The organism is Streptomyces sp. NBC_01477 (genome assembly GCF_036227245.1).
Lineage (GTDB): Bacteria > Actinomycetota > Actinomycetes > Streptomycetales > Streptomycetaceae > Actinacidiphila.
The window spans coordinates 1,174,592-1,197,227 of the sequence record NZ_CP109445.1; the positions used below are offsets into that span (position 1 = coordinate 1,174,592).

Below are 22,636 nucleotides of genomic sequence, written 5' to 3' on the forward strand. Positions count from 1 at the left end.
GTTCCGCGGTCCCATCGGCGGGCCGTACGGCCACACCACCAGAGTTCAGCACAGCGCAATCCCCATCCCCCGGACATCCCCCGGCAAAGTTCTCCTCATAACCTTATCCGCCAGGACTTTCCCCGCATTATCGAGTCGATTTCCGACAGTCGAAATCGCCGGGAAATCACACCAAAAGCGGCCACCCTTAGGCTGCCCTCAGAGAAAGCCGTCAGGGCGTTTTCTGAGAACACTACGGGGAGTCATTCATGCGTAAGTTCACTACGGGCGCGGTAGCGTTCGCCACCGCCGCGCTGGTTTTTCTTCCACTGCTTCTCGCCGTGGGCGCCGGCCTGCGGACCGGTGATCTGCCCTGGACGTGACGACGCCCGCGGGGGCCTGATCAGCAGCCGTGGAGCAGGCGGGCCAGGACCAGCCCCTCGATGGGGCTGTCCGCGTCGTGCGACCCCAGGACCTCGCGCAGCCGGCCGGCCCGCCGTACCCACACCGGCGCGTTGAGCGTGCGGAATTCCTGCTGGGCCCACTCCAGGGGCGCGTCGGCGCCGGTGCCGCCGCAGATCGCCTCGGCGCAGGCGAGGTTGGTGGTGATCCTGGCCTGGAGGAACCGGTCGTTGACCTCCTCGGCGGCGCGCAGCGCCCGCAGCAGGCTGGCCCGCGCCTTGTGCGGCTCGTTCTGCCGCCACTGCGCCTCGCCGAGGACGCACAGCCCGTGGGCCTCACCCAGCCGGTCGCCCTGACCGCGGGTGAGGCCCACCACGTCGTGGCAGACCCGCTCCGCCCGCGCCGACTGCCCGGCGCCGAGCAGCGCCTCGGCCAGGCGGTAGAGGTTCTGGGTGCGGCTGCGCAGCGATCCGGCCTTGTAGCTGACCTCGATCGCCTGGTTGCTCAGCTCCACACCCCGCTCGGGATTGCCCTGCTCGATCTCGATCTGGGCGAGCAGCCCCAGCGCGTGCGAGAGGCCGGAGGAGTCGCCGGCCCGCCGGAACAGCACCAGGGACTCCTCGCAGCAGCGGGCCGCCTCGGCGAGGTCGCCGGAGAAGCGGGCGCACACCGCGAGATTGCGCCGCACGATGGCCCGGCCCTGGGTGTCGTCGCTGTGCTCCAGGTGGGTCAGCGCGGTCAGCAGCCGCTCCCGCGCCTCCTCGTAGCGGCGCTGGTAGATGGCGAGCGTCCCCAGGGAGCGGAGCATGGTGCCGGCGCCGCGGGTGTCGCCCGCGCGCTGCGCGCCCTCCAGGGCGCACTCGGCCGTCCGCCGCCAGTCCTCCAGGTAGTTGCGCGTCTCGAAGAAGGGGACGGAGCCCACCGCGAGGATCCAGGCTCGTCCCGCCTGACCGCCGCGCGCGGCCTGCGCCACCAGCGCGCCGAGCAGTTCCCGCTCGCCCTCGAACCACTCGATGGGGTCGGCGACCAGCTCGCTCACCGTCTCGCCGGGCACCTGCGGGGTGTGTGCCGGGACGTGGGGGGCGCCCTCGCTCTTGCCGTACAGCTGCTCCCCGGCCGCGTACACCAGCGTGAGCATGGCGGAGAAGACCCGGTCCAGGGTCTGCTCGCGCTCCTGTGCGCTGTCCTCGGCCAGGCAGCGCTCCTGGGCGAACAGCCGCATCAGGTCCTGGATACGGAAGCGGGTCCCGCCGCCCTGCGCGGGGCAGCTCTCCAGGAGCTGCGCGCCGGCGAGCTGGTGGAGCAGCTCCTGCGACACACCGGGGGTGACACCGAGGACGGGGGCGCCGATCCAGGCCGGGACGTCGGGCACGTCCAGCATGCTCAGCTGCCGGTAGAGCCGCGCCGCCTGCACGGAAAGCGCCCGGTAGCTGAGCCACAGGCTGGAGCGCACCCCGCTCTCGCCGGGGCTGACCACGTCCAGGCGCTCGCGGCGGTCCTCCATCCGCGCCGCCATCCGGCGCAGCGACCAGCGGTGGTCGGACAGCAGCCGGGTCGCGACGATCCGCAGCGCCAGCGGCAGCCGGTCGCACAGGTCCACCAGGCGCCGCGCCGCCTCCGGTTCCGCCGCCACCCGGCGGTCGCCGATCGTGGCGGCGAGCAGGTTCAGGGACTCGGCCGGGCTCATCGCGTGCAGTTCGACCCGGACCGCGGCGAAGGCGCCGGCCAGCCCGCTCAGCGGGTCCCGGCTGGTGAAGACCGCCCGGGCGGGGCCGCGGCCGGGCAGCAGCGGGCGGATCTGGTCCAGGGAGCGGGCGTTGTCCAGGACGACGAGCAGCCGTCTGCCGTCGAGGGTGGCGCGGTAGAGCGCGGCCCGGTCCTCCAGGCCCGCGGGGATCGAGGCGCCGGGCACACCGAGCGCGCGCAGCGCCCCGTCCAGCGCCGCCTCGGGTGTGACGGGGCCGCCGTGCCAGTGCGGGCCCTGGAGGTCCAGGTAGATCTGGCCGTCGGGGAAGCGCTCCGCGACGCGGTCGGCCCAGTGCAGGGCGAGGGTGCTCTTGCCGACACCTGCGGCACCGCAGACCGCCGCGATCCGCACCGGCAGGCCGCCGCCGTGCACAGGCACCGGCTGCACGAGCCGTTCGAGCAGGTCGAGTTCGGCCTCCCGGCCGACGAACGGCTCCGGCGGCATCGGGAGTTGCCGGGGCACGGCGTCAGGAGCGGCGGCGGGGGCCGCGGCCCGCACCGGGGCGGGACCGTCGCCCTCCAGCACCGTGCGGTGCAATTCCTGGAGTTCGGCGCCCGGTTCGACGCCCAGTTCCGCGATGAGGATCCGGCGCCCTTCGCGGTAGCAGTCCAGCGCCTCGGACCGGCGGCCCGACAGGTGGTAGGCCCGCATGAGGACGGCGCGGGCGTGCTCGCGCAGCGGGTGCTCGGCGACGACAGGTGCCAGGTTCGCCACCACCGACCGGTAGCGGCCCTGCTGGAGCTGGACGGCGGCGTACTCCTCGGCCAGGTCGATCCTCAGCTCGGTGAGCCGGCTCACCACCCCGGTCAGGGCGCCGCCGTCCAGGCCGTCGAGCACCGGCCCCGACCACAGGGCGAGGGCGTCCTCGAAGCGGGCCGCCGCCGCGCCCGGGTCGCCGGCCTCGGCGGCGGCTCCGGCAGCCGCGGCCGACTCGTACAGGTCGGCCACATCGACGTAATGGCCCTCGGTGTGCAGCACATAGCCGGGCAGCACCGTCTCGATGAGGCCGTCGACGCCCGCCTCGTCGCGGAAGGTCTTGCGCAGCGCCGAGACGCAGATGGCGATCTGGTTGCGCGCGGTGACGGGCGGGTCACCGTGCCAGACGGCGTCCGCCAGGGATTCCACGGAGACGACGCGTCCCGGGGTGAGCAGCAGAACGGCCAGAATTGTGCGCTGCCGCGCGCTGCGCAGCGGCAGTGAGCGACCGTCCACGCTCACTTTGAGCGGGCCCAGCACCTGAAATGACAGCCAGGGCGACACACCGTCCCCTTCCCGGCGGAGCATACGCCCCGCCCCCCCGCGGGAGACATTGCAGAGACATTGTGTGTACAAGTTCTGGTCACGACAACACAGTTGCGCCACCCCTCACGCTACGTGCCGGTCACCTGGTCGGCTCCCTGCGCGTCTTCGCGGGCATCACCACGTTCCGTCACATCATGGCCAGTGCTTGTCCACCGTTTGGCGTACGCCGCTCAGGCGGGCGGCGATCTCCTTCCGCAGCCGCTCGCCGCCCCCGCCGTTGGCGAGCACGACGAGGCCGCGGCCGGTACGCAGCCGGAGCGCCGACGCGGCGTAATGGCCGGCCGAAGCCGCCTCGTGCCCGAACTCCGTGTCGGAGCCGAGGATGTCGGCCCTCGTTCCCAGCCCGTAGCGGCTGTCGGGGCACGGGGTCAGCATGCGGGCCGCGGTGTCCCGGCCGAGCAGGGCGAGCGGGGCGCCGAGCGCGGAACGCCGGATCTCCAGCGCCGCCCTGGCCAGGTCGGCGGCGGTGGTCCACAGCCCGGCCGGGTCCGTGGCCGCGGCGGCGCCGCCGAGGGGGCGCCCGGCGGTGTCGTGGCCGACGCGGGCCGCCGGGGCGCCGGTCCTGCCGCTTCCGCGCGGCGGCGGTCCGCCGAAGCAGCTGTCGTCCAGGCCGAGCGGCCCGAGCACCAGCCGCCGCATCAGCGGGCCGAACGGCTCGCCCGTGGCGTCCTCCAGCAGCGCGGGGAGGCGGTCGGCGCCTTCCGCGCGGCGGTGCCCGAGCAGGTCCGCCAGGGTGACCGGGGTGTCCCCCGGGCGGCCGGTCCCGGCGTCCAGGGCGATCAGCCCCTCGTCCACCAGGCGCAGGGCGCCCAGGGCCGTGAGGTGCCGGCTCAGCCCGCCCGCGGGGAAGGCGGTGCGCGGGGTGACCGGCCTGCCCTCCCCGTCGGTTCCCGCGGCCTCGACCGCCACCAGGTCGCCGCTCTCCAGTACGGCGACGGACGCGCCCGGCACCCGGCACGCCGCGAGCAGTTCCGCGAAGGCGCGCCCGCCGAAGGGGGCCGGCCGGCCGGCAGGTGCGGGCCGGCGGGGGACGGCCGGCCCGCACCTGCCGTACCGTCCGGGGCCGGGCAGCGCCGCCAGGTCCACCCGCCCGTCGGCGGCGCGCGGCACCTCGTCGAGCAGAGCGAGGGTCGCGGGCACCAGGTGTCCCGGCAGCCGCCGCCGGCAGTGGGCCGCCAGCGCCGCCGCGTCCAGGCCCTGCGCACCGGGGCGCGGCACCACGTAGGCGGCCAGGTGGACATCGCCCGCCGCGGCCCGCACCCCGATGACGACGGCCTCGCCGACGCACGGGTGGTCGTGCAGCGCCTCCTCGGCCTCGGCCGGGTCGGCCCGGTGGCCGCGGACCCACACCTGCCGGTCGGCGCGGCCGAGGAGTTCCACCTCCCCCGCCGCCGTCCGGCGCGCCAGCTCCCCGGTGCGGTACATCCGCGTCCCGGCCGGGCCGTACGGGTCGGGCACGAACCGCTCCGCCGTCAGCGCGGCCCGGCCGTCGTAACCGCGGGCCACCCCGGGACCGGCCACGTACAGTTCGCCCACCGCACCGGCCGGGACCCGCCGGCAGGCCCCGTCCAGCACCCTCACCTGCGCGTCCGCGCCGGGGGGCACGGGGTGCAGGCAGCCGCCGTACGACGTCTCGGCCGTCCCGTACGCGCTGAGCAGCCGTCCGGGGCCGAGGTGTCCGGCGAGCCGCGCCGCCGCCGGCCCCGGCGCCCCGCCCGCGACCACGAACGTCCGGGCCAGCGCCGCGACCCGCGCCTCGCCGCGTTCCCTTACGAGCAGGTCGAGATGGCCCGGCGTCAGCTCCAGGAAGCCGAACGGCCCGCTCGCCGCGAGCCACTCCCCCACGTGCGCCAGGTCCAGGGCCTGCGGTGCGAGCAGCACCCGCTGCCCGGCCCACAGCGGTGCCCACAGGCCCGTCGCCGTCAGCTCGGAGGCGACCGACGCGAACACCGCCGTCCCGCCGCGGCCCGTACCGGTCAACTCCCGCTCCGCCCATGCCACATGGTGCGCCAGGCCGCGGTGCGTGACGGCCACGGCGTGCGGGCGCCCGGCCGCCGAGGGCACATGGGCCACGCACGCCACGTCGTCCGGATCCGGCGCCCCGGCGAGCGGCCCGCCCGGGTGCAGGGCCAGCGCGCCGCAGACCTCGGGATCGTCCACGTGCACGACCTGCCCCTCGAACCCGTCGGGCCGGTACGCCGCCTCGGTGACCAGCACCCGCGCCCCGGCGTCGGCGAGCAGCCAGCGCAGCCGGGCCGCCGGGAATTCCGGGTCGAGCGGCACGCATCCGGCGCCCGCCTTCCACACGCCCAGCGTCACCGCGTGCAGGTCGGCGCCCCGGCCGAGGAGGACCCCCACCAGCACGCCGCGTCCCACGCCCCGTAAGCGCAGGTGGCGGGCCCAGCGGTTCGACGCCGCGTCGAGTGCGCCGAAGGACAGGGCGAAGCCGTCGCCCTCCACGGCGACGGCATCCGGGTTCCGCCGCGCCTGCCGCCCGATGAGCCCGGGGACGCAGGCGCCGCCGGTGTCCCCGCCCTCCAGCTCCGCTTCCCGCGTCGCCGCCCCTTCCGCTTCCGCCGCTTCCGCTTCCGCCGCTTCCGCGCGGCGGCGCAGACTCGCCGGGCGCAGGTCGGCCCACAGTTCCTGGACGCGGGCGAGACAGCGCTCCCGCGATCCGGTGGTCCCCTCGGCGTGCCAGCCGGCGGGCAGGTCGCGGTCGATCCACCAGATCGAGTGCTGCCCCTCGCTGTTGAGCACGACGCGCCGGTCCGCGGGGGCGGCGGTCTGCGGTTCTGACAAGGTCGCTCCTGTCGGGTCCACGGGCGTTGCCTGGTTCGGCCGAACCGAGCCACCCTGCCCGGGCGGGCCATACACGACCTATACGGGTACTTCTGGCGGGCTGGTTTTTCCGGCAGCCGGCTTCCCGCCGGTCCCCGGCGGCACGGGCGCCCGGCCGCACGGCGGCGGTCGGGTGCGGACTCCGCAAGGGCCGCGGCGTCCGGTCCCGCAAGCGCGACCGCCCCTCCCGGCAGCGGACTTTCCCGCCGAACCCGATTGCCGCCCCAGGACAGCGAGTTGTCCACCCTGGGGTGGCGCCGAGGGGGCAACCCGGTACGATCATCGGCGCGCGGGGCATCCAAGCCCCCGGCAGCGCCATCGCATGGTGCTGCGCAACGGCTATCAGGCGTTCGAGATCATCGGCAGACCGGGCTGCCGATCGATGTCACCCATCGCGCCGCTGACTTGTCCTTCGCTGACTCCTCGTACCAGGAGAACGGTGTCCCGCAACGGGGTGCCCAGCGACACTGTTCCCACGGAAGCGGAGAAATCGTGCACGCCGCCTATGTCACGGTCATCATCCTCGGCGCGGTCTTCAACGGCGCCGCCGCCGTCACCTACCTGATCGGCCATGAGTACCCCAAGACCCAGGCGGACATGAAGGGCCTGCCCCGCAAGTGGGTGCCGGTGCTCGGCTCGTTGCTGGCCGCGGGCACCCTGGGACTGCTGGCCGGGTTCGCCGTGCCGGTCCTGGGCACCCTCGCCGCGATCGGCCTGGTGCTGTACTTCATCGGCGCGATCATCGCCCACCTGCGGGTGGGCTCGCGCGACATCGTGGGCGGCATCGTGTTCCTCGCCACCGCGGTGGCCGCCCTGGTCCTGGGCCTGATCGAGCACGGCGCCTGGTAGACCGCGGCGGCCCTGCCGCCCGCCCCGCTGGACCGCCGCCCAGCGGCTCGTGGGCGGCGGGCGGTCAGGGGACGAGTGCAGGGCCTGCGACTGTCGGTCCTCGCCTTCCTCGGCGGCGGAACCAACGACGTGCAACGCGGACTGATCGCCCGCGGCCTCGGCCTGAGCTGAGGACGCCCGCGCTACCCCGCGGGGCCGGCCGAAGGGTCGAGCGCTCCGGCCGCGACCAGGGCGATGATGGCCGCGCCCACCAGGACCCGGTAGACGACGAACGGCGTGAAGCTGTTGTGCGAGATGTACTTGAGGAACCAGGCGATGGCGGCGTAACCCACCGCGAAGGCGATGACCGTGGCCAGCAGCGTCGGACCCCAGGCCGGTGAGGGTCCTTCACCGATCTTGGCCAGCTCCAGGCCGCCGGAGGCCAGCACCGCCGGGACGGCGAGCAGGAAGGAGTAGCGCGCTGCGGCTTCCCTGCTGTAGCCGAGGAAGAGCCCGGCGCTCACGGTGCCGCCCGAGCGCGAGACGCCCGGGATCAGCGCGAGCGACTGGGCGAAGCCGTAGATCACGGCGTGCGGAAGGCTCAGCTCGCTGATGGGCTTGGCGTACCGCACGGCCCGCGAACGGTCCGCGACACCGAGGACCAGGCCGAAGAGGATCAGGACGGTCCCGGTGATCCGCAGGTCGCGCAGGCTGGTCTCGATGGGGTGCTGGAACGCGGCCCCCAGCACGGCGATGGGGACGGTGCCGACGATGACGAACCAGCCCATCCGCGCGTCGGGGTCCTTCCGCCGCTCCGGTACGAACAGCGACGCCGTCCAGGCGCTGACGATCGAGGCGATGTCCCGCCGGAAGTAGATCAGCACGGCCGTCTCCGTGCCCAGCTGGGTGACCGCCGTGAACGCCGATCCCGGATCGCTCCACCCGGCCAGCGCGGAAACCACCCGCAAGTGGGCGCTGGAGGAGATCGGCAAGAACTCGGTGAGCCCCTGCACCAAGCCCAGCAGAGCGGCTTCGAACCAGGACATCACGGGCGCGCTCCACAGGCGGTCGACTCTCCCCGGCCGAGCTGTGGCCGAACGTGATCAAGGCTAACGCACCCGCGACCACCGGCTCTCCGCCCCCGGCCGCCGCGGCCCCCGCCCCCCGCGCACGGGGAGGAGGGCCGCCGCCTGCCCGGCAGATCCGCCTGCCTAGTAGATCTCGTCGCCGGGAGCGCCACAGCCGGCGTCGGGCTCCGGCCGCAGCGAGCTCACCGACCGGTCGAGCGGGGCGAGCAGGTTCTCCCCCTGGTCGGTGGTCACGAGCTTCCACTCGCCCCTGTAGTTCTCGTCCCGGTACAGGCACCAGTCGTCGCTGGTCCGGTTGAAGACGCTGCGGGCCTTGTCCTGGAAGATGCCGGCGAGGTCGGGGACGGCACTGCCGGTGGAGTACGGCTCACCCGCGCCCCCGTGGGACGAGTACAGACAGATCTGCTCGTCGCTGCACTCGTAGGCCCCCGCGGCGGCCGCCGGGTGGACCAGCACGGCGGCCAGCGCCGCACCCGCGGTCGCGATCGCCGCGACGGACCTGCCGAATGTACTGACACGCATAATGCTACTCCTTGTGATCGACTGGTGGCTAAGAGTAGCGAAAACACACACAACGGTGTGCCCGCGGGGCTCGCGATTCGCGGCATGTCGCCGGAGCGTTCGAGAAAGGCACGGTCACGTCAGGGGCGGCCGGCTGACCGGCCCGCTGAAAGGCTTTACGGCGCCAAGCCGGGCGTCGTCCCCTGACGGGTCGCCCCCGGTGCCGGGACGGGCTGTCGTCCCGGCACCGGGGCGCCGTCCTACGCCTCGTCCCGCAGCCGGGCGGCCAGGGAGGTCAGCGGCTCGGTCTCCCCGGTGTGGCCCAGCGCGGTCAGGCGGGACGCCGCCGCGTCGAGGCGGGAGAGTGCGGGGGCCGGGCGCTTGAGGTAGATGCCCTCCACCGCACCCGAGAGGCGGACGCACTCGGCCCACTCGCTCGCGTGGTCCTGGTCGGGTCCCGGCTCGCCGAGCAGGGCGAGGGCCTTGTCCAGGGCGGCGAGCGCGGCCTCGTACTCACCGGCGTAGGCGTTGACCCGCCCGTGTTCGTAGGCCAGGGCGGTGTCCAGGGAGCGCCCGCGGGCCTCGTATCCGGCGGCGCGGGCCTCGTCGGCGATCCGGCCGGCGTCGGTGAGGCAGCCGAGGGCGTCGGCCAGCCCTTCGGGGCCCTGCTGCTCGGCCTGGAGGCGGGCGATCTCGCGCAGGCAGCCGCTGAGCAGTTCGTACCGCGGGGCCCGGGCGTGGGCGTCGAGTGCCTGGTCAGCGGCCTCGCGGGCCGGGCCGAACTCGCCGCACTCGCCGAGGATGACGGCCGTCTCCGCCGCGATCATGGCGTGGCTGCCCGGGTCGTCCTCCCAGCCGGCCGACTCGGCCGCGAGGGCGATGAATTCCGCCGCGGCGGCCTTGAGGTCCTCCCCCGCGTGCAGCGCGCGGGCGCGGGTCAGGCGCAGCTGAGCGGCGAGCCGGTCGTCCAACTCCCCCGCGGCGACGTCCGGTTCGGCCAGCAGCGAGTCGAGCAGCGCGATGCAGTCCTCGACGCGGCCCAGGTCGAGCGAGAGCCGGGCGGCGTTGCTGTACGTGCAGAACGCGTCCGTCCGGCTGCCGACGCGCAGGTCCAGCTCCGCCGAGCGCGTCAGGTGCCGCAGCGCATCCTCGGCCCGTCCCAGGCGCAGGCAGGCCTCGGCCAGATCGCTGTGGAGGCGGGCCGTGTCGACCGCGTCGGCGGGCCAGTCGGCGGCCAGCCGCAGCCCCTCGGCCAGGTCCGCGTGCGCCGACTGCGCTTCCTGGAGGCCGAGCCGGATCCTGCCCCGCAGTCCGAGCACCCGCGGCAGGTGCCAGGCGGGGCCGTGCGCCGTGACCTGGTCGAGGAGGCCGTCGGCCTCCGTGACCGCGGCGGGCAGGTCGCCGGAGACTGCGCAGGTGCTGACCCGCAGCATCAGGGCGCCGGAGACCTGCGCGACGATGCCGTGCCGGGTGGCGAACGCGTGCAGCAGGTCCGCCTCGGCGAGGACCGGCGCGATGTGCTCCTGGCTCCCCGACTTCTGCAGGCGCAGGCCGAGGGTGGATGCCCGCAGCCGCAGCAGGCGGGCCTCCTGGTACGGGGCCAGGTCCGGCGTCCGCTCGTGCAGGCGGGTCAAGGACACGTGCGCGCCGGTCAGCGCGGCGGCCTCCGCCTCGGCTCCGCCGTCGCCCTCCGCGGGGATCGCGGCGGCGGCGAGCAGGACGCAGGCGCGGGCGAGCGCCGCGTGAGCCGGCACTCCGGCGTCGTCGTACAGTGCCGCGGCCTCCTCGTGGAGAGCGGCGGCGACGGCGAACTCGTCCTTCTCGCCCGCCCGGTTGCCCTCGTCGGTCAGCAGGTCCGCACGCAGCCGTGCGAGCGGGCCGACCGCCGGGTCGTCGGGGTGGACGTAGTCGCGGGCGGCGACGAGCGTACGCAGCCGCGCCCAGCAGGCCCGCGCGTCCGGGTGCCCCTGCTCCTCCAACGCCCGCGCCCGGACGATGAGGTCTGGCAGCGGCTCCGGGGTGCCGGCCGCGGCGGCGGGCACGGCGAGCGGGGCGGCCGGGGTCACGTCGTCGAGGCCGCGGGTGCGCAGGGTCAGTTCCAGCGCGTCCAGCAGCGGGGCGCGGTCGAGGCGGGCCCTGCGGCGGTCGGTGTGGACCGTGGTTCCGTTGCGGGCGTCGAAGCGGGCGGCGAGGTCGTCGGCCCGGCCCCCCACCTCGGCGCGCAGGCCGGCCACCGTCCAGGTGCGGCCCGCGAATCCGGCGGCGGGCAGTCCGCCGCGGCCGAGGAGTTCGACCCGCTGGAGCAGGACCTCCACACCGGTGAGGAAGCCGAGCAGGTCGAGCGGCGAGTCCACCTCGTCCAGCAGGCTGCGGTTCTCGGCGAGGAGTTCCAGGCCGCGGGCCTCGTTGCCGGTCAGCGCGCAGAATTCCAGGTGCCGGCCGACCTCCGCCGCCATCGAGGGATTGCGGCGGCAGCCGCGGTAGCCGGCGAGGTGCAGTTCGCGGGCCCGGTCGGTGCGGCCGGTGCGCAGCAGGGGCAGCAGCGCGTACGAGACGGAGCGGGCCGGCTCCTCCCGGCAGGACTCCTTTCCGGCCAGGACGGGCTCCCAGGCGCTCAGCGCCCGCTCGTCGTCGCCCGCCGCGAGGTGGTGGAGGGCCAGCTCGCAGATCTCGCAGGCCTCGCAGTCGCTGAGCGGGGTGCGGGTGCGGCCCGCCCACAACTCGTAGGCCAGGGCGGTGTCCTCGCCGACGTGGGCGGCGAGCTGGTAGGCCTGACCGTAGTACGGCTGGAGGCCCAGACCGGCCTTCTCGTAACGGACGCGCATCTCCGTCAGCCACTGGCGCAGGCTGGCGAGCGGTATCTCCGGCAGCGCGCGCAGGGCGTTGGCGACCCACTTGAAGCGCCAGAACAGCTGGCGCCGCCGGTGCTCGTCGAAGAGGTCGGGCTGCTCGTCGAACAGGGTGAGCAGGCGGGCGAAGACGACGGGCGACTTCCGGGGCTCCGAGCCGTAGGTGTACGCCTCGTGGAGTCCGAGGAGCGCGCGGAGGAGCGGTAGGGGCTCCGCGAACTGCTCGGCGGCGTCCACGAGTTCCTCGGCGGTGACGGTACGGGCGCGGCCGTAGGGGCGGCGGCCGTTCTCCTGGAGCGCCTGGTCCAGCTCGTCGGTCGTCTGGGGTGCGGTCGGCATCGTCAGCTGTCCTTGCGGAGGGCGTGGGCGAGAAGGTCGAGGAAGGAGCGGTTGATGAGGCTCGATTCGGCGGGCCGCAGCGGGCGCCGGGACAGCAGCACGGCCTGCCCGTACAGGGCTTCGGCGCTGGTGCGGGCCAGTTCGGGCTCCTCGATGGCGACGGCGGTGCGGACCAGCGGATTGAGCTGGTTGAGGATCAGCTGGGCCTTCGGGGCCTCCTGGCGCAGGGCGCCGAGGATGTCGCCCCACAGGCCGCCCTCCTGCTCCCGGGCGAGCTGGGAGCGGGTGCGCTCGTGCCGGGCCTCGCGGCTGTCGACCAGGAGGGCCGGGGCGGAGGCGGGCTGGAAGGTGCGCAGCGCGACGTCGCAGTCGAAGACGGCGAGGGCGTCGCGGGCCAGCGCGAGGTAGGCCACGGCGGCCAGTTCCGTCTCACGGTCGACGGGGTCGAGGTGGGCGGTGAGGGTCGCCGGGTCCAGGTCGGCGACGCTGGCCTCGGGCCTGATCTCGGGCAGCCGGTGGACCAGCTCGCGGTCGTAGGTGTAGCCGCCGTTGACGACGCCGAGCCCGGCGGCCGAGGCGATCGCCGCGACCTGCCGGAATTCCTCCACGCTCGACGTCACGAGCACGGTGCGGTGGGTCCGCGCGAACTCGTCCAGGGTGGTGTGCCCGTCGGTGGTCTCGAACGGCAGCCAGGGCAGCAGCATCCGCAGGATCTCGTCGTCGTGCACCGCGAGCGACTTCACGGCCAGGTGGTGGGCCTGGAGGAAGCGGGCGAGCAGGTCCGGGTCGCTGGCGGCGGCCCGGGCGATCCACGCCCGCAGCCGCTCGGCGAGGGCGTCGCGTACGGCGGCGAGCGTGTCGTCCTCGTACAGCGACTCGCGGGACGCCGTCGGGCGCAGGCTCTCGGCGTCCACCACGCAGCGGACGAAGAACGCCCATTCGGGCAGGATCTCCTCGGCGTGCTCCGACAGCAGCATGCCCTTGACGTGTACGCGGTGGCCGTGGCGGCGCCCGGCCGGCACCGCCTCGGGCAGCACGCACGCGATGCCCTTGAGGCCCACCGCGGGCAGGTCCAGCTCGATGGTGTCCAGCGGCGTGAACCCGAAGACCTCCGCGCCGTACGCCGCGAGCGCCCGGGAGCGGGCGCCGGGGGTGGGGTACGTACGCGCCCAGGGTGCGGGCTCGGGGTTGACGGACGCGCCGGGGCCGGCCGGGCCGCCGGCGCCGCCTGTACCGCCTGTACCGTCGCTGAAGGTCACCGGGTGCCGCAGCAGGGAGCCGAAGTGCCGGGCCAGCGTGTGCACATGGGCCGGCCGGGTCCACTCGCCCGCGTCGGCGCGCGGCGTCAGCGTGACGGTGGTGCCGGGCCGGGGGCGGGCGGAGGCGGGCAGGAGCTGGACGGTGTAGCTGCCGTCGCCGCGTCCCCGCCACTCCACGGTGCCCGCGCCGGGGGTGCGGGCGGAGCGGCTCAGGACGTGGATCTCGTCGGCGACCAGGAAGCAGGAGAGCAGACCGATCCCGAACTGGCCGATGAAATCGCCGCGTTGCTCGGCGATCCGTTCGGCGCGCTTGCTGCTGCGGCCGATCGTGGCAAGGAAGGTGTGCACGTCGGCCTCGGTGAGACCGACGCCGTCGTCCTCGACGCGTACGACGGAACCGTCGGCGTACAGGCGGATGCCGAAGCCGTCGGCGGGGGCGTCCGGTTCGAGGCCGTGCCGGGCGGTGAGCGCGTCCACCGCGTTCTGCAGGAGTTCGCGCAGGTAGACGCGGGGGCTGGAGTAGAGGTGGTGGGAGAGGAGGTCGACGAGGCCGCGCAGATCCACCTGGAAGGTGCGGTCGGCGCCGGCCGGGGTCGCGGCGGTGTCGGGCGAAGAAGTCATCGGGCAGTCCGAGGTGGGAGGGGCGAGGGGTGGCGGGAGTGCGGCGGGCGCTCAGACGCGGCGGTGCTGGCGGGCGAACTGCTTCTCGGGGTCGGCGAAATAGGTCCACGGCCTGGTGGTGTAGGCGCCGTCGAGCGCCCGGAAGACCCGCCGGATCCTGTGGTCCTCACCGGCCAGCGACAGGGCCATGGCGAACATGTTGAAGTCGTGCTGCCAGCCCGGGCGCCGCACGTAGTCCGCGTGGAGGATGCTGTGGTCGGCCGCCTTCCGCAGCTCGTCCTGGATCGCGGGGGTTTCGAGGCAGTCCGCGCGGTCCGACTCGACCCAGTCCTCGATGCGCGCCATGGCGATGACGCAGCCGAGCCGGTGCCCCTGCGGGGCGCGGGCGAGCGCGTCACGCGCGAACGCCGTCGCCTGGCCCGGCTCGCCGCCCCAGCGGGGCTGCAACTGCGACACCCATTCGATGTGGGTCTCCAGGTCCAGCGGGTCGCGGCGCAGGGCGGCGCCGAGCCGGGTCTCGTTGACGGCGCGGCCCAGCGACATGCCGCGCCCGGAGGTGAGGAGTCGGCGCCACGGCGCGACCCACTCCGGCCTCAGCTCGGCAGCTTCCAGCAGCTGCTCCTCGGCGATGCCGAGCCGCTCGTGGAAGAGCCGCCACTGCGCCTGCGTCACGTTCACGGCACTCGCCCTGGTGCGGGCCTCCCAGCCCCAGTTGACGTGGCGCGCCCCCGAGATCAGCAGGGCCGTCGCCCGGTGCTCCTTGTCCTCCTCGACCGCCCGGCCGATCCAGTCCTGCACTCCGGCCACGTCGGCCAGCTCACCGAGAACCTGGTGGTCGCGACCGAGGTCGAAGGGCGCCAGCGCCGCCTTGACCGCCGCCCAGTCCCCCGCTTCGGCCGCCTCGACCAGCGCGAGCACCCGCTCGTCCCCGAGCGCGCGCAGCGTGTACATCCCGTTCTTCTGCCTGCGCGTGACCGGGAGCGCATGCGGCTCCGCCGCGGGTCTCTCCCCACCCCTCCCGAACAGCTTCCCGAACATGCCGCACCCTCCCCTGGTCCCGCGTGATCATCCCCAGCGCAGCATAAGCGCCCCCACCGACATCCCTCCCACAGGGTTTTCGCACCCCCTCCACGCCCCCGGCCGGCCCCCGCCTGTGTGACTTCCGCGCTGTCGCGACCCCTGACGCCCCGAGCGAACGGGCGGCCGGGCAGGCCGGGGTAACCCCCGCCGTGAAACCCGGTATCCGGAACCCGGTGTGTGCGGGAGGATCGGAACCGTGCCGGATCCGGTCGAGAGCCCGCAGGAGATCTGGGACGCCTGCGCCGCGTACGGCGACACGGTGTTCGAGGTTCACGACCAGGTGGCCTGGCAACGGGATCGACGGATGGACTGGTACGCCGGATGGCGGATGTCCGCACCCGTGGCGGACGGGCTGAGCAGGACACTGCTGGCTCTGAGGTTCTACGCGTTGTCCAACGACGCCGCCGTCACGACCGGGCGTCCGCTGACCCGCGACGACCTCGCCGGAATTCCCCTCGCGGGCGTGATCTCCGGGACGCGGCGGCACTACGAACTCTTCGCCGGCCTCCACGCGGTCACACCGGACGCCGTCCGGTCCCGCTCGGTGAACATCCTCAAGCTGCTCACCTACGAACAGCACGGCAATGCGCTGGCGTTGGCCCGGCTCGACGCCGCGATACGAGCCACGGCCGACCGGCTCATTGAGCGGTACAGGAGTCCTGGTCTCACAGTCCGCGACCTCTGGGCTGCCTCCGAGGGCTGAACTGCGCACGGGCATCCGTCAGGCGGCCAGCCGGTTGAGGAGGTGGGCGACCTCCCCCGGTGCCTGGATGTGGCCCAAGTGGCCCTGGCCGGGCAGCTCGTGGACCCGGGCGTGCGGGACGCGCCGGCGGACGTCGTCGAAGGACGTGCCGTAGGGGGCCGTTCCGCGGTTGTGTCGGCCGATGATCAGATCGACGCGGTCGGCCCGGCGTGCCATCGCCTCGGGGGGCGGCGCCGCGTTGAGCGCGCTCAGCTCCGCGTACAGCGGGCCGCTCAGGCGGCGCAGGGTCGCCCACCCGCGGCGGTCGGCCCGTAGCGCGTCGACATGTGCGGCCGGGAAGCCGGAGATCCGCCGGTTCACGATCTCGACGCTGCGGTCCAGGTCCGCCGCCTCCTCGGCGGCCTTCAGCTCCGGCAGGGCGTGGCCGCCGAACGGTCGCACGACCGGCTCATAGGCGATCACCTGGCGTAGCGGACGGTCATCGGCGGCCAGCAACGCGAACAGGCCGCCGGCGCTCCAGCCGAAAACCGTCCGGGTGCCGGCGAATTCGTCAAGGACCGCTCCGAGGTCGGCGACCTCGTGACGTATCGAGTATCCGCTGCCCAACGGCCCCGAGGGCGTACGGCCCCGGCGGTTCACGACCGCGACGGACGGCCAGGCGTCGACGGCGGTCGCGACGTGCCGCCACGCGTGGGCGTCGCTCATCACGCCCGGGACGACGACGAGGCCAGGAGCGCCCGGCTCCCCGTACACATCGACCGTGACCCAACCGCCCCCGCCGACCGGCACCCTCTTCTGGATCGTCTGCTCCATAAATTTATTATGGAGCAAACGCTCTACAATGCAAGCGTGACCGAACACCCCCGTGGACGCCCACGCGCCTTCGACCGTGACCGCGCGATCCTCGAAGCCGCCCGCCTCTTCTGGCGTCGGGGCTACTCCGGCACCTCCACCCGCGCCCTGACCGCGGCCCTCGGGCTCTCCTCCTCCAGCCTCTACGCCGCCTTCGGCAGCAAGGCCGGCCTGTTCGAGGAAGCGGTACGGACCTATGCCGAGCGCTACCGCGAGATCTACCAACAAGGCGTGGCCGAGCCGGACATCAGGACCGTCCTGGAGCGCATCCTCATCGGCTCGGTCCACGAGTTCACCCAGCCCGACGACACGCATCCCGGGTGCCTCATCAGCAGCGCCGTCATGACCGACCGCGCGGACACGCTCGACACCACCGCCTACGTCGCCGCACTCCACCGCGCGAACGAGCAGGCGCTGCTGCGGCGCGTCGAACGAGCGGTCCGGGACGGCGAACTGGCCCCCGGCACCAGCGCGGCAGCACTGACCGGACTCGTCCAGACCCTCTGGCACGGCCTGTCGGTACGCTCCAACCTCGGCGCGCCTCGTGAGGACCTGACCGCGGCGGCGCAGCTCGCCCACAGGCTGATCTGCCGGCAACTCGCCTCACCAGCTCCCTGACCGGGGCGGCGAACCGGCCCCAGGCACCGCGGGCGGGCTGGCACCGGCTTTGTCCGGTGGGCTACGTTGTGCGGCGATGACTACCGGGACGGCCTCGCGCCACACACGGATCGGTGACCCGGTGCTCTGCTGAGCGCCGTACGGGCCGGTACGGGTCCGCTGTTCGGCCGGGGATCCGGCGCTGCCGCGCGGGCCCCGCCTCCGTCGTGTTGATCACAGGCTCCACACATCAACCACGACAGGAGACGTCATGCCCACCACGATGCTGCGGATTCCCACCCCGGACGGCGAGGCCGACGCCTTCGCCGCCTTCCCCGACCGCGGCGAGCGGCACCCCGGGGTGCTGCTGTACATGGACATCTTCGGGCTGCGGCCCGAGTTGGAGAAGAGGGCCCGCGACCTGGCCGAGCACGGGTACTACGTGCTCGTCCCCAATGTCTACTACCGGCACGGCCCGGCGCCGGTGACCGACATCCCCGAGCACATCAGCACGGAGATCCGGCCCTCGGTCGTCGCCCGGTTGATGCCCCTGGTCACGGCGCACACCACCGAACGGGTCCTGCGCGACGCCGACGCCTACCTGGCGTTCCTCGCCGCCCAGCCCGAGGTCGGCGCTGGGCCGAGCGGCGTGATCGGCTACTGCATGGGCGCCGTTCTGGCGCTGCGCACCGCGGCGGCCCACCCCGGAAAGGTGGCCGCCGTCGCCGGATTCCACCCCGGCAGACTCGTCACCGACGCGCCCGACAGCCCGCACCGCCTCGTCCCCAGGCTCAGCGCCGAGGTCCATCTCGGGCACGCCGAGGGCGACATGACGCCCGAGGCCCTCGGCAGGCTCGACCAGGCCCTGGACGCGTCAGGCGTCAACCACAGCTCCGAGACCTACCCCGGCACCGTCCACGGCTTCACCATGTCCGACACCGACGCCTTCGACGCCGCCGCGCTACAGCTGCACTGGGACCGCCTCCTCCCCCTCCTCGACCGCACTCTGGCGAACGGCTGACGCCAGCGGCGGCCCACGCCACCGTCAGCGGCCCGGCCGCGCGGCCCCGGCGGCAGTGCCCGGCGGGGCCGCCGCGGTGTACGGGCGCAGCGGCAGCGGCTGACCGCCGGGGCACTGGGCGGCGGGCAGCGAGGCCGTGAGGATCTCGCGGAAGCGCTGGTCGGCCTCCCGGTCGCCGACCAGGTGGTGCGCGGCCTGCGGGTTGACCTGCTGGAGCAGGGCAAGGGCGATCATGCGGGGGGTGTTGGTGAGGCGGTCGACGCGCCGCTTGGCGTCGGGCGTCAGCCGGTCCCACAGCTCACCGGTCCTGTCGTCCGGGAAAGCCCCGTACCAGAGCACCCTCGGGGAGCTGAGGACCGCCTTGGCCACCCGGTCCCGCGGCGGGCGCTCGCAAACCGTGGACGCCGTCAAGGCCGACCCGCAGCGCGTGCGCCGCCGGGTGGCTATTACTCCACCTCAACGGTTCAGGCCCTTGGCCCGGGCAGGGCGCCGCGGATGCCGGCCGCGTCACGACGATGATCCGGGTGATCGTGCTTCCGGGCCGTCAGGCCCGGCGATCCGACCGAATGGAGCGCCCGTGCGCCTGTCCCCCCGTCAGACATCGGCGGCCCTGCTGCTGGCCGTCGTGCTCGTCGCCGCTCCCGCCGCGTACGCGGTCGAGCCGCCCGCCGCCGCCGTCGCGGTGGAGCGATCCGCCCGTGCCGTGCCCGGGCAGTACATCGTCACCCTCAAGCCCGGCCGCGCCCCCGGCGGCCTCTTGCGGGCGCTCGGAATCACCCCCAGGTTCACCTACACCGACGCGCTGAACGGATTCGCAGCGGTCCTCGACCCGCTTGTGCTGCGGGCCGTGCGGACCGATCCCGCCGTCGAGGCCGTCGAGGAGAACTCCGTTGTCAGCGTCCCCGCGCCTTCCGGCGAGCTGCCGCGTCCGGCCCGCCGGGCGGTCGCCGCCACCTGGGGCCTGGACCGCATCGACCAGCGGACCCTGCCCCTGGACGGCCGGTTCACCACCCGGGGCCACGGCGCCGGCGCGACCGCGTACATCCTCGACACCGGGATCGACTTCGCCCACGAGCAGTTCGGCGGCCGGGCCGTCCCCGGTTTCGACGCTGTCGGCGACGGCAGGAACGGCCTCGACTGCCACGGCCACGGCACCCATGTCGCGGGCACTGTCGCCGGCCGCACCTACGGCGTCGCGCCGCTGGCCCGCCTTGTCGCGGTGCGCGTCCTGGACTGCACGGGCAACGGCGACAAGGCCCAGACGATCGCCGGCCTCGACTGGGTCGCCAGGAACGCCCAGCGCCCCGCCGTCCTCAACGCGTCCATCGGCGAGGAGCGCTCCACGGCCCTCAACGACGCCGCGACCGCACTGTCCGACCAGGGCGTCCTGCCCGTCGTCTCCGCCGGCAACGACGCCGCCGACGCGTGCACCGCCTCCCCCGCCTCCGCCGACCGGGTCGTGACCGTCGCCGCGTCCGACCGGCAGGACGAGGAGAGCGGCTTCTCCAACTGGGGACCCTGCGTCACGCTGTACGCCCCCGGCCAGGCCGTCGAGTCCGCGAAGCTGGGCGGCGGCAGCATCACCTTCAGCGGTACGTCCATGGCCGCCCCCCATGTCGCCGGAACCGCCGCCCTCTACGCGGCGGAGCACCCGGACGCGACCCCCGCCGAGGTGACCGCCTTCCTCACCCGCGCCGCCACCACCGGGGTCCTGACCGGCGTGCACGAGGGAACCCCCGACCGGCTGCTGTTCACCGAGGGTCTGTAGCGTCGGGCACCAGGACGCCCGTGCCCCACGAGTGCCAGGTCAGTGCGGGGACGACGGCGCGGTGCGGGCTCGGCTGGGGGCCGGTGTCCTTGAGGTCCCAGTCGACCGTCACCCTGCTCCCGCACGGCACCGGCACGGCCACCTGCCGACCGGGGTCGTAGCCGTCGGGGCAGTCGCCGGCGGCACGGGCGGACGCCCCGTGCTCGGCCCCGGCGGGCGGCCGGACGGTGATCCGGAGCCCGGCCTGCGCACTGGACCGGAAGGTCTGGACCGACCCGTCGAGCAGCCCGTCCGAGGTGGCGGTGTAGTGGCGGACCCAGCTGCCCAAGGTGTTCGGCGGCGGGATCAGCGGCGGCATGGTGCCCGGGCTCGGCCGCTGCCACAGCACGCACGGCCCCTTGGAGATGAGCTTGTGCACCACCAGATGCGGTTCCTGCACGGTGATGAACGTGCTCAGCGCATAGGTGACACCGCCCTGATCCGCGCTCAGCCGGAACGCGGTGTCCCGCCAGATCGTGACCCGCGTGCTCTTGTCCCTGCTGACGTCCCTCCCCTCGGCCGGCCCCTCCGACCAGTGGAGGAACAGTTTCTCGTCCTTGTGGTTGTCGCACTGCCAGGTCAGTTCCACCTCCTCACCCGCGCGGACGGACGGCGCCTTGGGCAGGAACTCGCCGAGGGTGAAGCCCCCGCTGAATTTGGTGTGGCGGCGGATGGTGCGCGCCTCGGCCGTCGTCTCCTCGACAATGGTCAACTCGGCCTGGCCCGGGGTGTTGTTGACCTTCACGTCGATGAGGCCGAAGACCAGCTCGTCCTCGATCTTCTGCACCTTGCGCCCGGGGACGAGGACGAGGACGTTGTCCTCGGTGTGGGTCTGCCGTGACCAGCCGTCCTGGGGGAAGATGACCTTGATGATCGCCGCGTCCGCCTTCGTGGTGAACGCCTCACCGCCCTCCCCCACCGCCAGGGTCAGGGTCAGCTTCTTGCAGGTGACCGGGGTGCCGGTGGTGTTGGTCACCGTCACATTGACGGTCGCCGGTGTGCCGACGGCCAGTTGCGGCGGCTCGGACGAGAGCCCGTAGCCGAGGCGGACTTCGGATGCGGCCATGGTGTTCCTCCCCTCGCGGCGACCGCCCGGCCCGGGTGCGCGGGCCGGGCGGCCGGCGGACGGACGCGCGCGATGTGACGTGACGTGACGTATCGACGGTGGTCCCGGTGCTGCCGGGTCAGTCCCAGTTGGGCGCGAGTTCCAGCTGGTAGAGGTCCGTGATGCCGGTCAGCGGGATCGATCCGGCGACCTCGCTCCTGTCCAGATCCACCACCCAGATCGTCGACGCGTCCACGTCGGAGACGTAGGCGTAGCGGCTGTGCGGGTCCACCGCGACGGAGGACACGGACTTGGCGTCCTTGAGAAGGACGGAGACCTGGGTGTCCTCCACGGTCCGGATGATGAGCAGCTTCTGGAAGTCCCTGACCTTGTTGACGGCCGCCACGCAGCGGGTCCCGTCCAGGGTCGTCGCCAGGCCCACCACCCGGCCGCCGGCCGCGAAGCTCTTGAGCACCTTCGGCTTGTCGAGGACGACCTTCGTCACTTCCGCCTTGTCCGCGGTGCCCACATAGACCTTCTTGCCGTCCGGGCAGGCGGCAAGGTAGTCCGGCTTCAACTCGCCGAGGCGGACGGTGGTCGAGTATTTGTGGGTCGCGGCGTCCACGACGGCGAATTCGTACCCGACCTCTTCCACGCCCTGGTAGAAGCCGACGTAGACCGTGCGGTTGTCCGGCGAGACGGCGATGGAGCCGTACATGTTGGGAAAGGACGTGTACTTGGGGGAGGGCTCGGTCGTGCCGCCGTCCAGTTTCAGCTCCGTCAGCATGGCCTTCGGCGAAAGGCCGGTACGCAGCCACAGGCTCTGCCAGTGCGGTGCCATCGCCGAGATGTAGACGCTGCTGTTGAGCTTCGCCGTCCAGATGGTCGGCTCTTCCTCCGGCTTCCTGGTCAGATCGACGGCCACCACCTTCTCACCGTCGCGGTCCGGGACGTACGCGCGCCGGTTGTCGGGCGTCACGTAAAAGAACGGCGGCGGGAAGTGGTTCTTGGTCCAGGAGAAATTGAGTGTCGTCCGGTCGGCGGCCGGGCTGGAGGGCAGTGTGGTCGCGCCGGACGTGAGGTCGATATCGGTTCGTACCCTGGTGAGCTTTCCTTCGGGATTGCAGTAGATGTCCAGGTAGGGGGTGCCGACCGGGGCCCCGGACCAGGAGTCGGTGATCTTCTTCTTCGATCCGGTGTCCACACTCAGGGTGTTGTCCGTGTCGTTCACCGAACCGGTGTAATAGTGCTCGCCCGAGAAGAAGTAGGGCGTGCCCGAGAGGTAGCAGGCGCCGTCCACGGCGGTCAGCCCGGTCAGCCTCTTCACGCCGCCCGTCACCTGCTCGTCCTCGGTCGCGTACGAGCAGTAGTCGCCGCCCCGGAAGAGGTACACCCTTCCCGGTACGTTCATCGCCGCACCGACACCCTGGTCGAAGCCGGTCGGGAGGTCGGCGATGATGCCCGACAGGGCGCCCTCGGCCTCCACGAGCTTCCCCGTGCTCAGGTCGTAGCGGATCACCCGGTCCTTGGCCGTGAGCCAGATGCGGTCGCCCGCCGTCCACACGGCGTCGTACGCCTTGCGGCCGGCCGTCGCGGCGAGCCCCGGCCACCAGGCACTGAGGTGCCGGGCGGTGGAGAACGGCGCGGTGATCTGCCACGTGCCGTCCTTGAGGGTGTAACGGGCCGCCCAGGTGCCTTTGAAGAGGTACAGAGCGGTGGTCTCGTCCTCGGTGAGGCAAAGCGCGTCGCTGATGCGCGGAGTGGTCATGTGCTGCTCC

16 protein-coding genes are annotated in these 22,636 nt (G+C 73.4%); 5 read left to right on the forward strand and 11 right to left on the reverse strand.

Annotated features, from left to right (window positions below):
• Window positions 1–382: 382 nt before the first annotated feature.
• Together OHA86_RS04575 and OHA86_RS04580 are read right to left on the reverse strand one after the other, a co-directional pair.
• On the reverse strand, window positions 383–3,340 hold the full coding sequence (locus tag OHA86_RS04575; RefSeq protein WP_329172702.1) for an AfsR/SARP family transcriptional regulator: 2,958 nt from the start codon (window positions 3,338–3,340) through the stop codon (window positions 383–385).
• Between the two features lie 222 nt (window positions 3,341–3,562).
• On the reverse strand, window positions 3,563–6,229 hold the full coding sequence (locus OHA86_RS04580) for an AMP-binding protein (RefSeq protein WP_329172705.1): 2,667 nt from the start codon (window positions 6,227–6,229) through the stop codon (window positions 3,563–3,565).
• A 531-nt stretch (window positions 6,230–6,760) separates the two neighbouring features.
• On the opposite strand from OHA86_RS04580, the gene OHA86_RS04585 reads away from it, so the two are divergent.
• Window positions 6,761–7,117 carry a DoxX family protein gene (locus OHA86_RS04585; RefSeq protein WP_329172706.1) on the forward strand — a complete coding sequence of 119 codons (357 nt, stop codon included), beginning with the start codon at window positions 6,761–6,763 and terminating at the stop codon, window positions 7,115–7,117.
• Window positions 7,118–7,299: 182 nt separating this feature from the next.
• Here the strand turns inward: OHA86_RS04585 and OHA86_RS04590 are convergent, their stop codons facing one another.
• From OHA86_RS04590 to OHA86_RS04610, 5 genes are all read right to left on the reverse strand, one after another.
• Window positions 7,300–8,142 (reverse strand): undecaprenyl-diphosphate phosphatase, encoded by an 843-nt coding sequence (locus tag OHA86_RS04590; protein ID WP_329172707.1) that lies wholly within the window; start codon window positions 8,140–8,142, stop codon window positions 7,300–7,302.
• Window positions 8,143–8,307: 165 nt separating this feature from the next.
• Window positions 8,308–8,706, reverse strand: coding sequence for a peptidase inhibitor family I36 protein (locus OHA86_RS04595; RefSeq protein WP_329172708.1), 399 nt, complete (start codon window positions 8,704–8,706; stop codon window positions 8,308–8,310).
• A gap of 239 nt (window positions 8,707–8,945) precedes the next feature.
• A complete protein-coding gene (locus tag OHA86_RS04600; RefSeq protein WP_329172710.1) occupies window positions 8,946–11,873 on the reverse strand; it encodes a hypothetical protein in 2,928 nt (975 codons plus the stop codon).
• A 2-nt stretch (window positions 11,874–11,875) separates the two neighbouring features.
• On the reverse strand, window positions 11,876–13,753 hold the full coding sequence (locus OHA86_RS04605; protein ID WP_329172711.1) for an HSP90 family protein: 1,878 nt from the start codon (window positions 13,751–13,753) through the stop codon (window positions 11,876–11,878).
• Window positions 13,754–13,804: 51 nt separating this feature from the next.
• The gene (locus OHA86_RS04610; RefSeq protein WP_329172712.1) at window positions 13,805–14,791 is read right to left on the reverse strand and encodes a hypothetical protein; all 987 of its coding nucleotides are present in this window, start codon (window positions 14,789–14,791) and stop codon (window positions 13,805–13,807) included.
• Window positions 14,792–15,029: 238 nt separating this feature from the next.
• Here OHA86_RS04610 and OHA86_RS04615 point away from each other — a divergent pair, with 238 nt between their 5' ends.
• On the forward strand, window positions 15,030–15,536 hold the full coding sequence (locus OHA86_RS04615) for a hypothetical protein (RefSeq protein ID WP_329172714.1): 507 nt from the start codon (window positions 15,030–15,032) through the stop codon (window positions 15,534–15,536).
• A gap of 18 nt (window positions 15,537–15,554) precedes the next feature.
• On the opposite strand, the gene OHA86_RS04620 is transcribed toward OHA86_RS04615, so the two are convergent.
• Window positions 15,555–16,349, reverse strand: a complete 795-nt coding sequence (locus OHA86_RS04620; protein WP_329172715.1) for an alpha/beta fold hydrolase — start codon at window positions 16,347–16,349, stop codon at window positions 15,555–15,557.
• Window positions 16,350–16,385: 36 nt separating this feature from the next.
• On the opposite strand from OHA86_RS04620, the gene OHA86_RS04625 reads away from it, so the two are divergent.
• Together OHA86_RS04625 and OHA86_RS04630 are read left to right on the forward strand one after the other, a co-directional pair.
• The gene (locus OHA86_RS04625) at window positions 16,386–17,006 is read left to right on the forward strand and encodes a TetR/AcrR family transcriptional regulator (RefSeq protein WP_329172716.1); all 621 of its coding nucleotides are present in this window, start codon (window positions 16,386–16,388) and stop codon (window positions 17,004–17,006) included.
• Between the two features lie 250 nt (window positions 17,007–17,256).
• The gene (locus OHA86_RS04630; protein ID WP_329172718.1) at window positions 17,257–18,006 is read left to right on the forward strand and encodes a dienelactone hydrolase family protein; all 750 of its coding nucleotides are present in this window, start codon (window positions 17,257–17,259) and stop codon (window positions 18,004–18,006) included.
• Window positions 18,007–18,030: 24 nt separating this feature from the next.
• Here the strand turns inward: OHA86_RS04630 and OHA86_RS04635 are convergent, their stop codons facing one another.
• Window positions 18,031–18,375 (reverse strand): hypothetical protein, encoded by a 345-nt coding sequence (locus OHA86_RS04635; RefSeq protein ID WP_329172721.1) that lies wholly within the window; start codon window positions 18,373–18,375, stop codon window positions 18,031–18,033.
• A gap of 208 nt (window positions 18,376–18,583) precedes the next feature.
• Between OHA86_RS04635 and OHA86_RS04640 the strand changes: the two genes are divergently transcribed.
• Window positions 18,584–19,774 carry a S8 family peptidase gene (locus tag OHA86_RS04640; RefSeq protein WP_329172722.1) on the forward strand — a complete coding sequence of 397 codons (1,191 nt, stop codon included), beginning with the start codon at window positions 18,584–18,586 and terminating at the stop codon, window positions 19,772–19,774.
• On the opposite strand, the gene OHA86_RS04645 is transcribed toward OHA86_RS04640, so the two are convergent.
• The gene (locus OHA86_RS04645; RefSeq protein ID WP_329172723.1) at window positions 19,758–20,879 is read right to left on the reverse strand and encodes a hypothetical protein; all 1,122 of its coding nucleotides are present in this window, start codon (window positions 20,877–20,879) and stop codon (window positions 19,758–19,760) included. The two genes, OHA86_RS04640 and OHA86_RS04645, sit on opposite strands and share 17 nt — an antisense overlap.
• Before the next feature lie 118 nt (window positions 20,880–20,997).
• A complete protein-coding gene (locus OHA86_RS04650; protein WP_329172725.1) occupies window positions 20,998–22,626 on the reverse strand; it encodes a hypothetical protein in 1,629 nt (542 codons plus the stop codon).
• Window positions 22,627–22,636 lie beyond the last annotated feature (10 nt).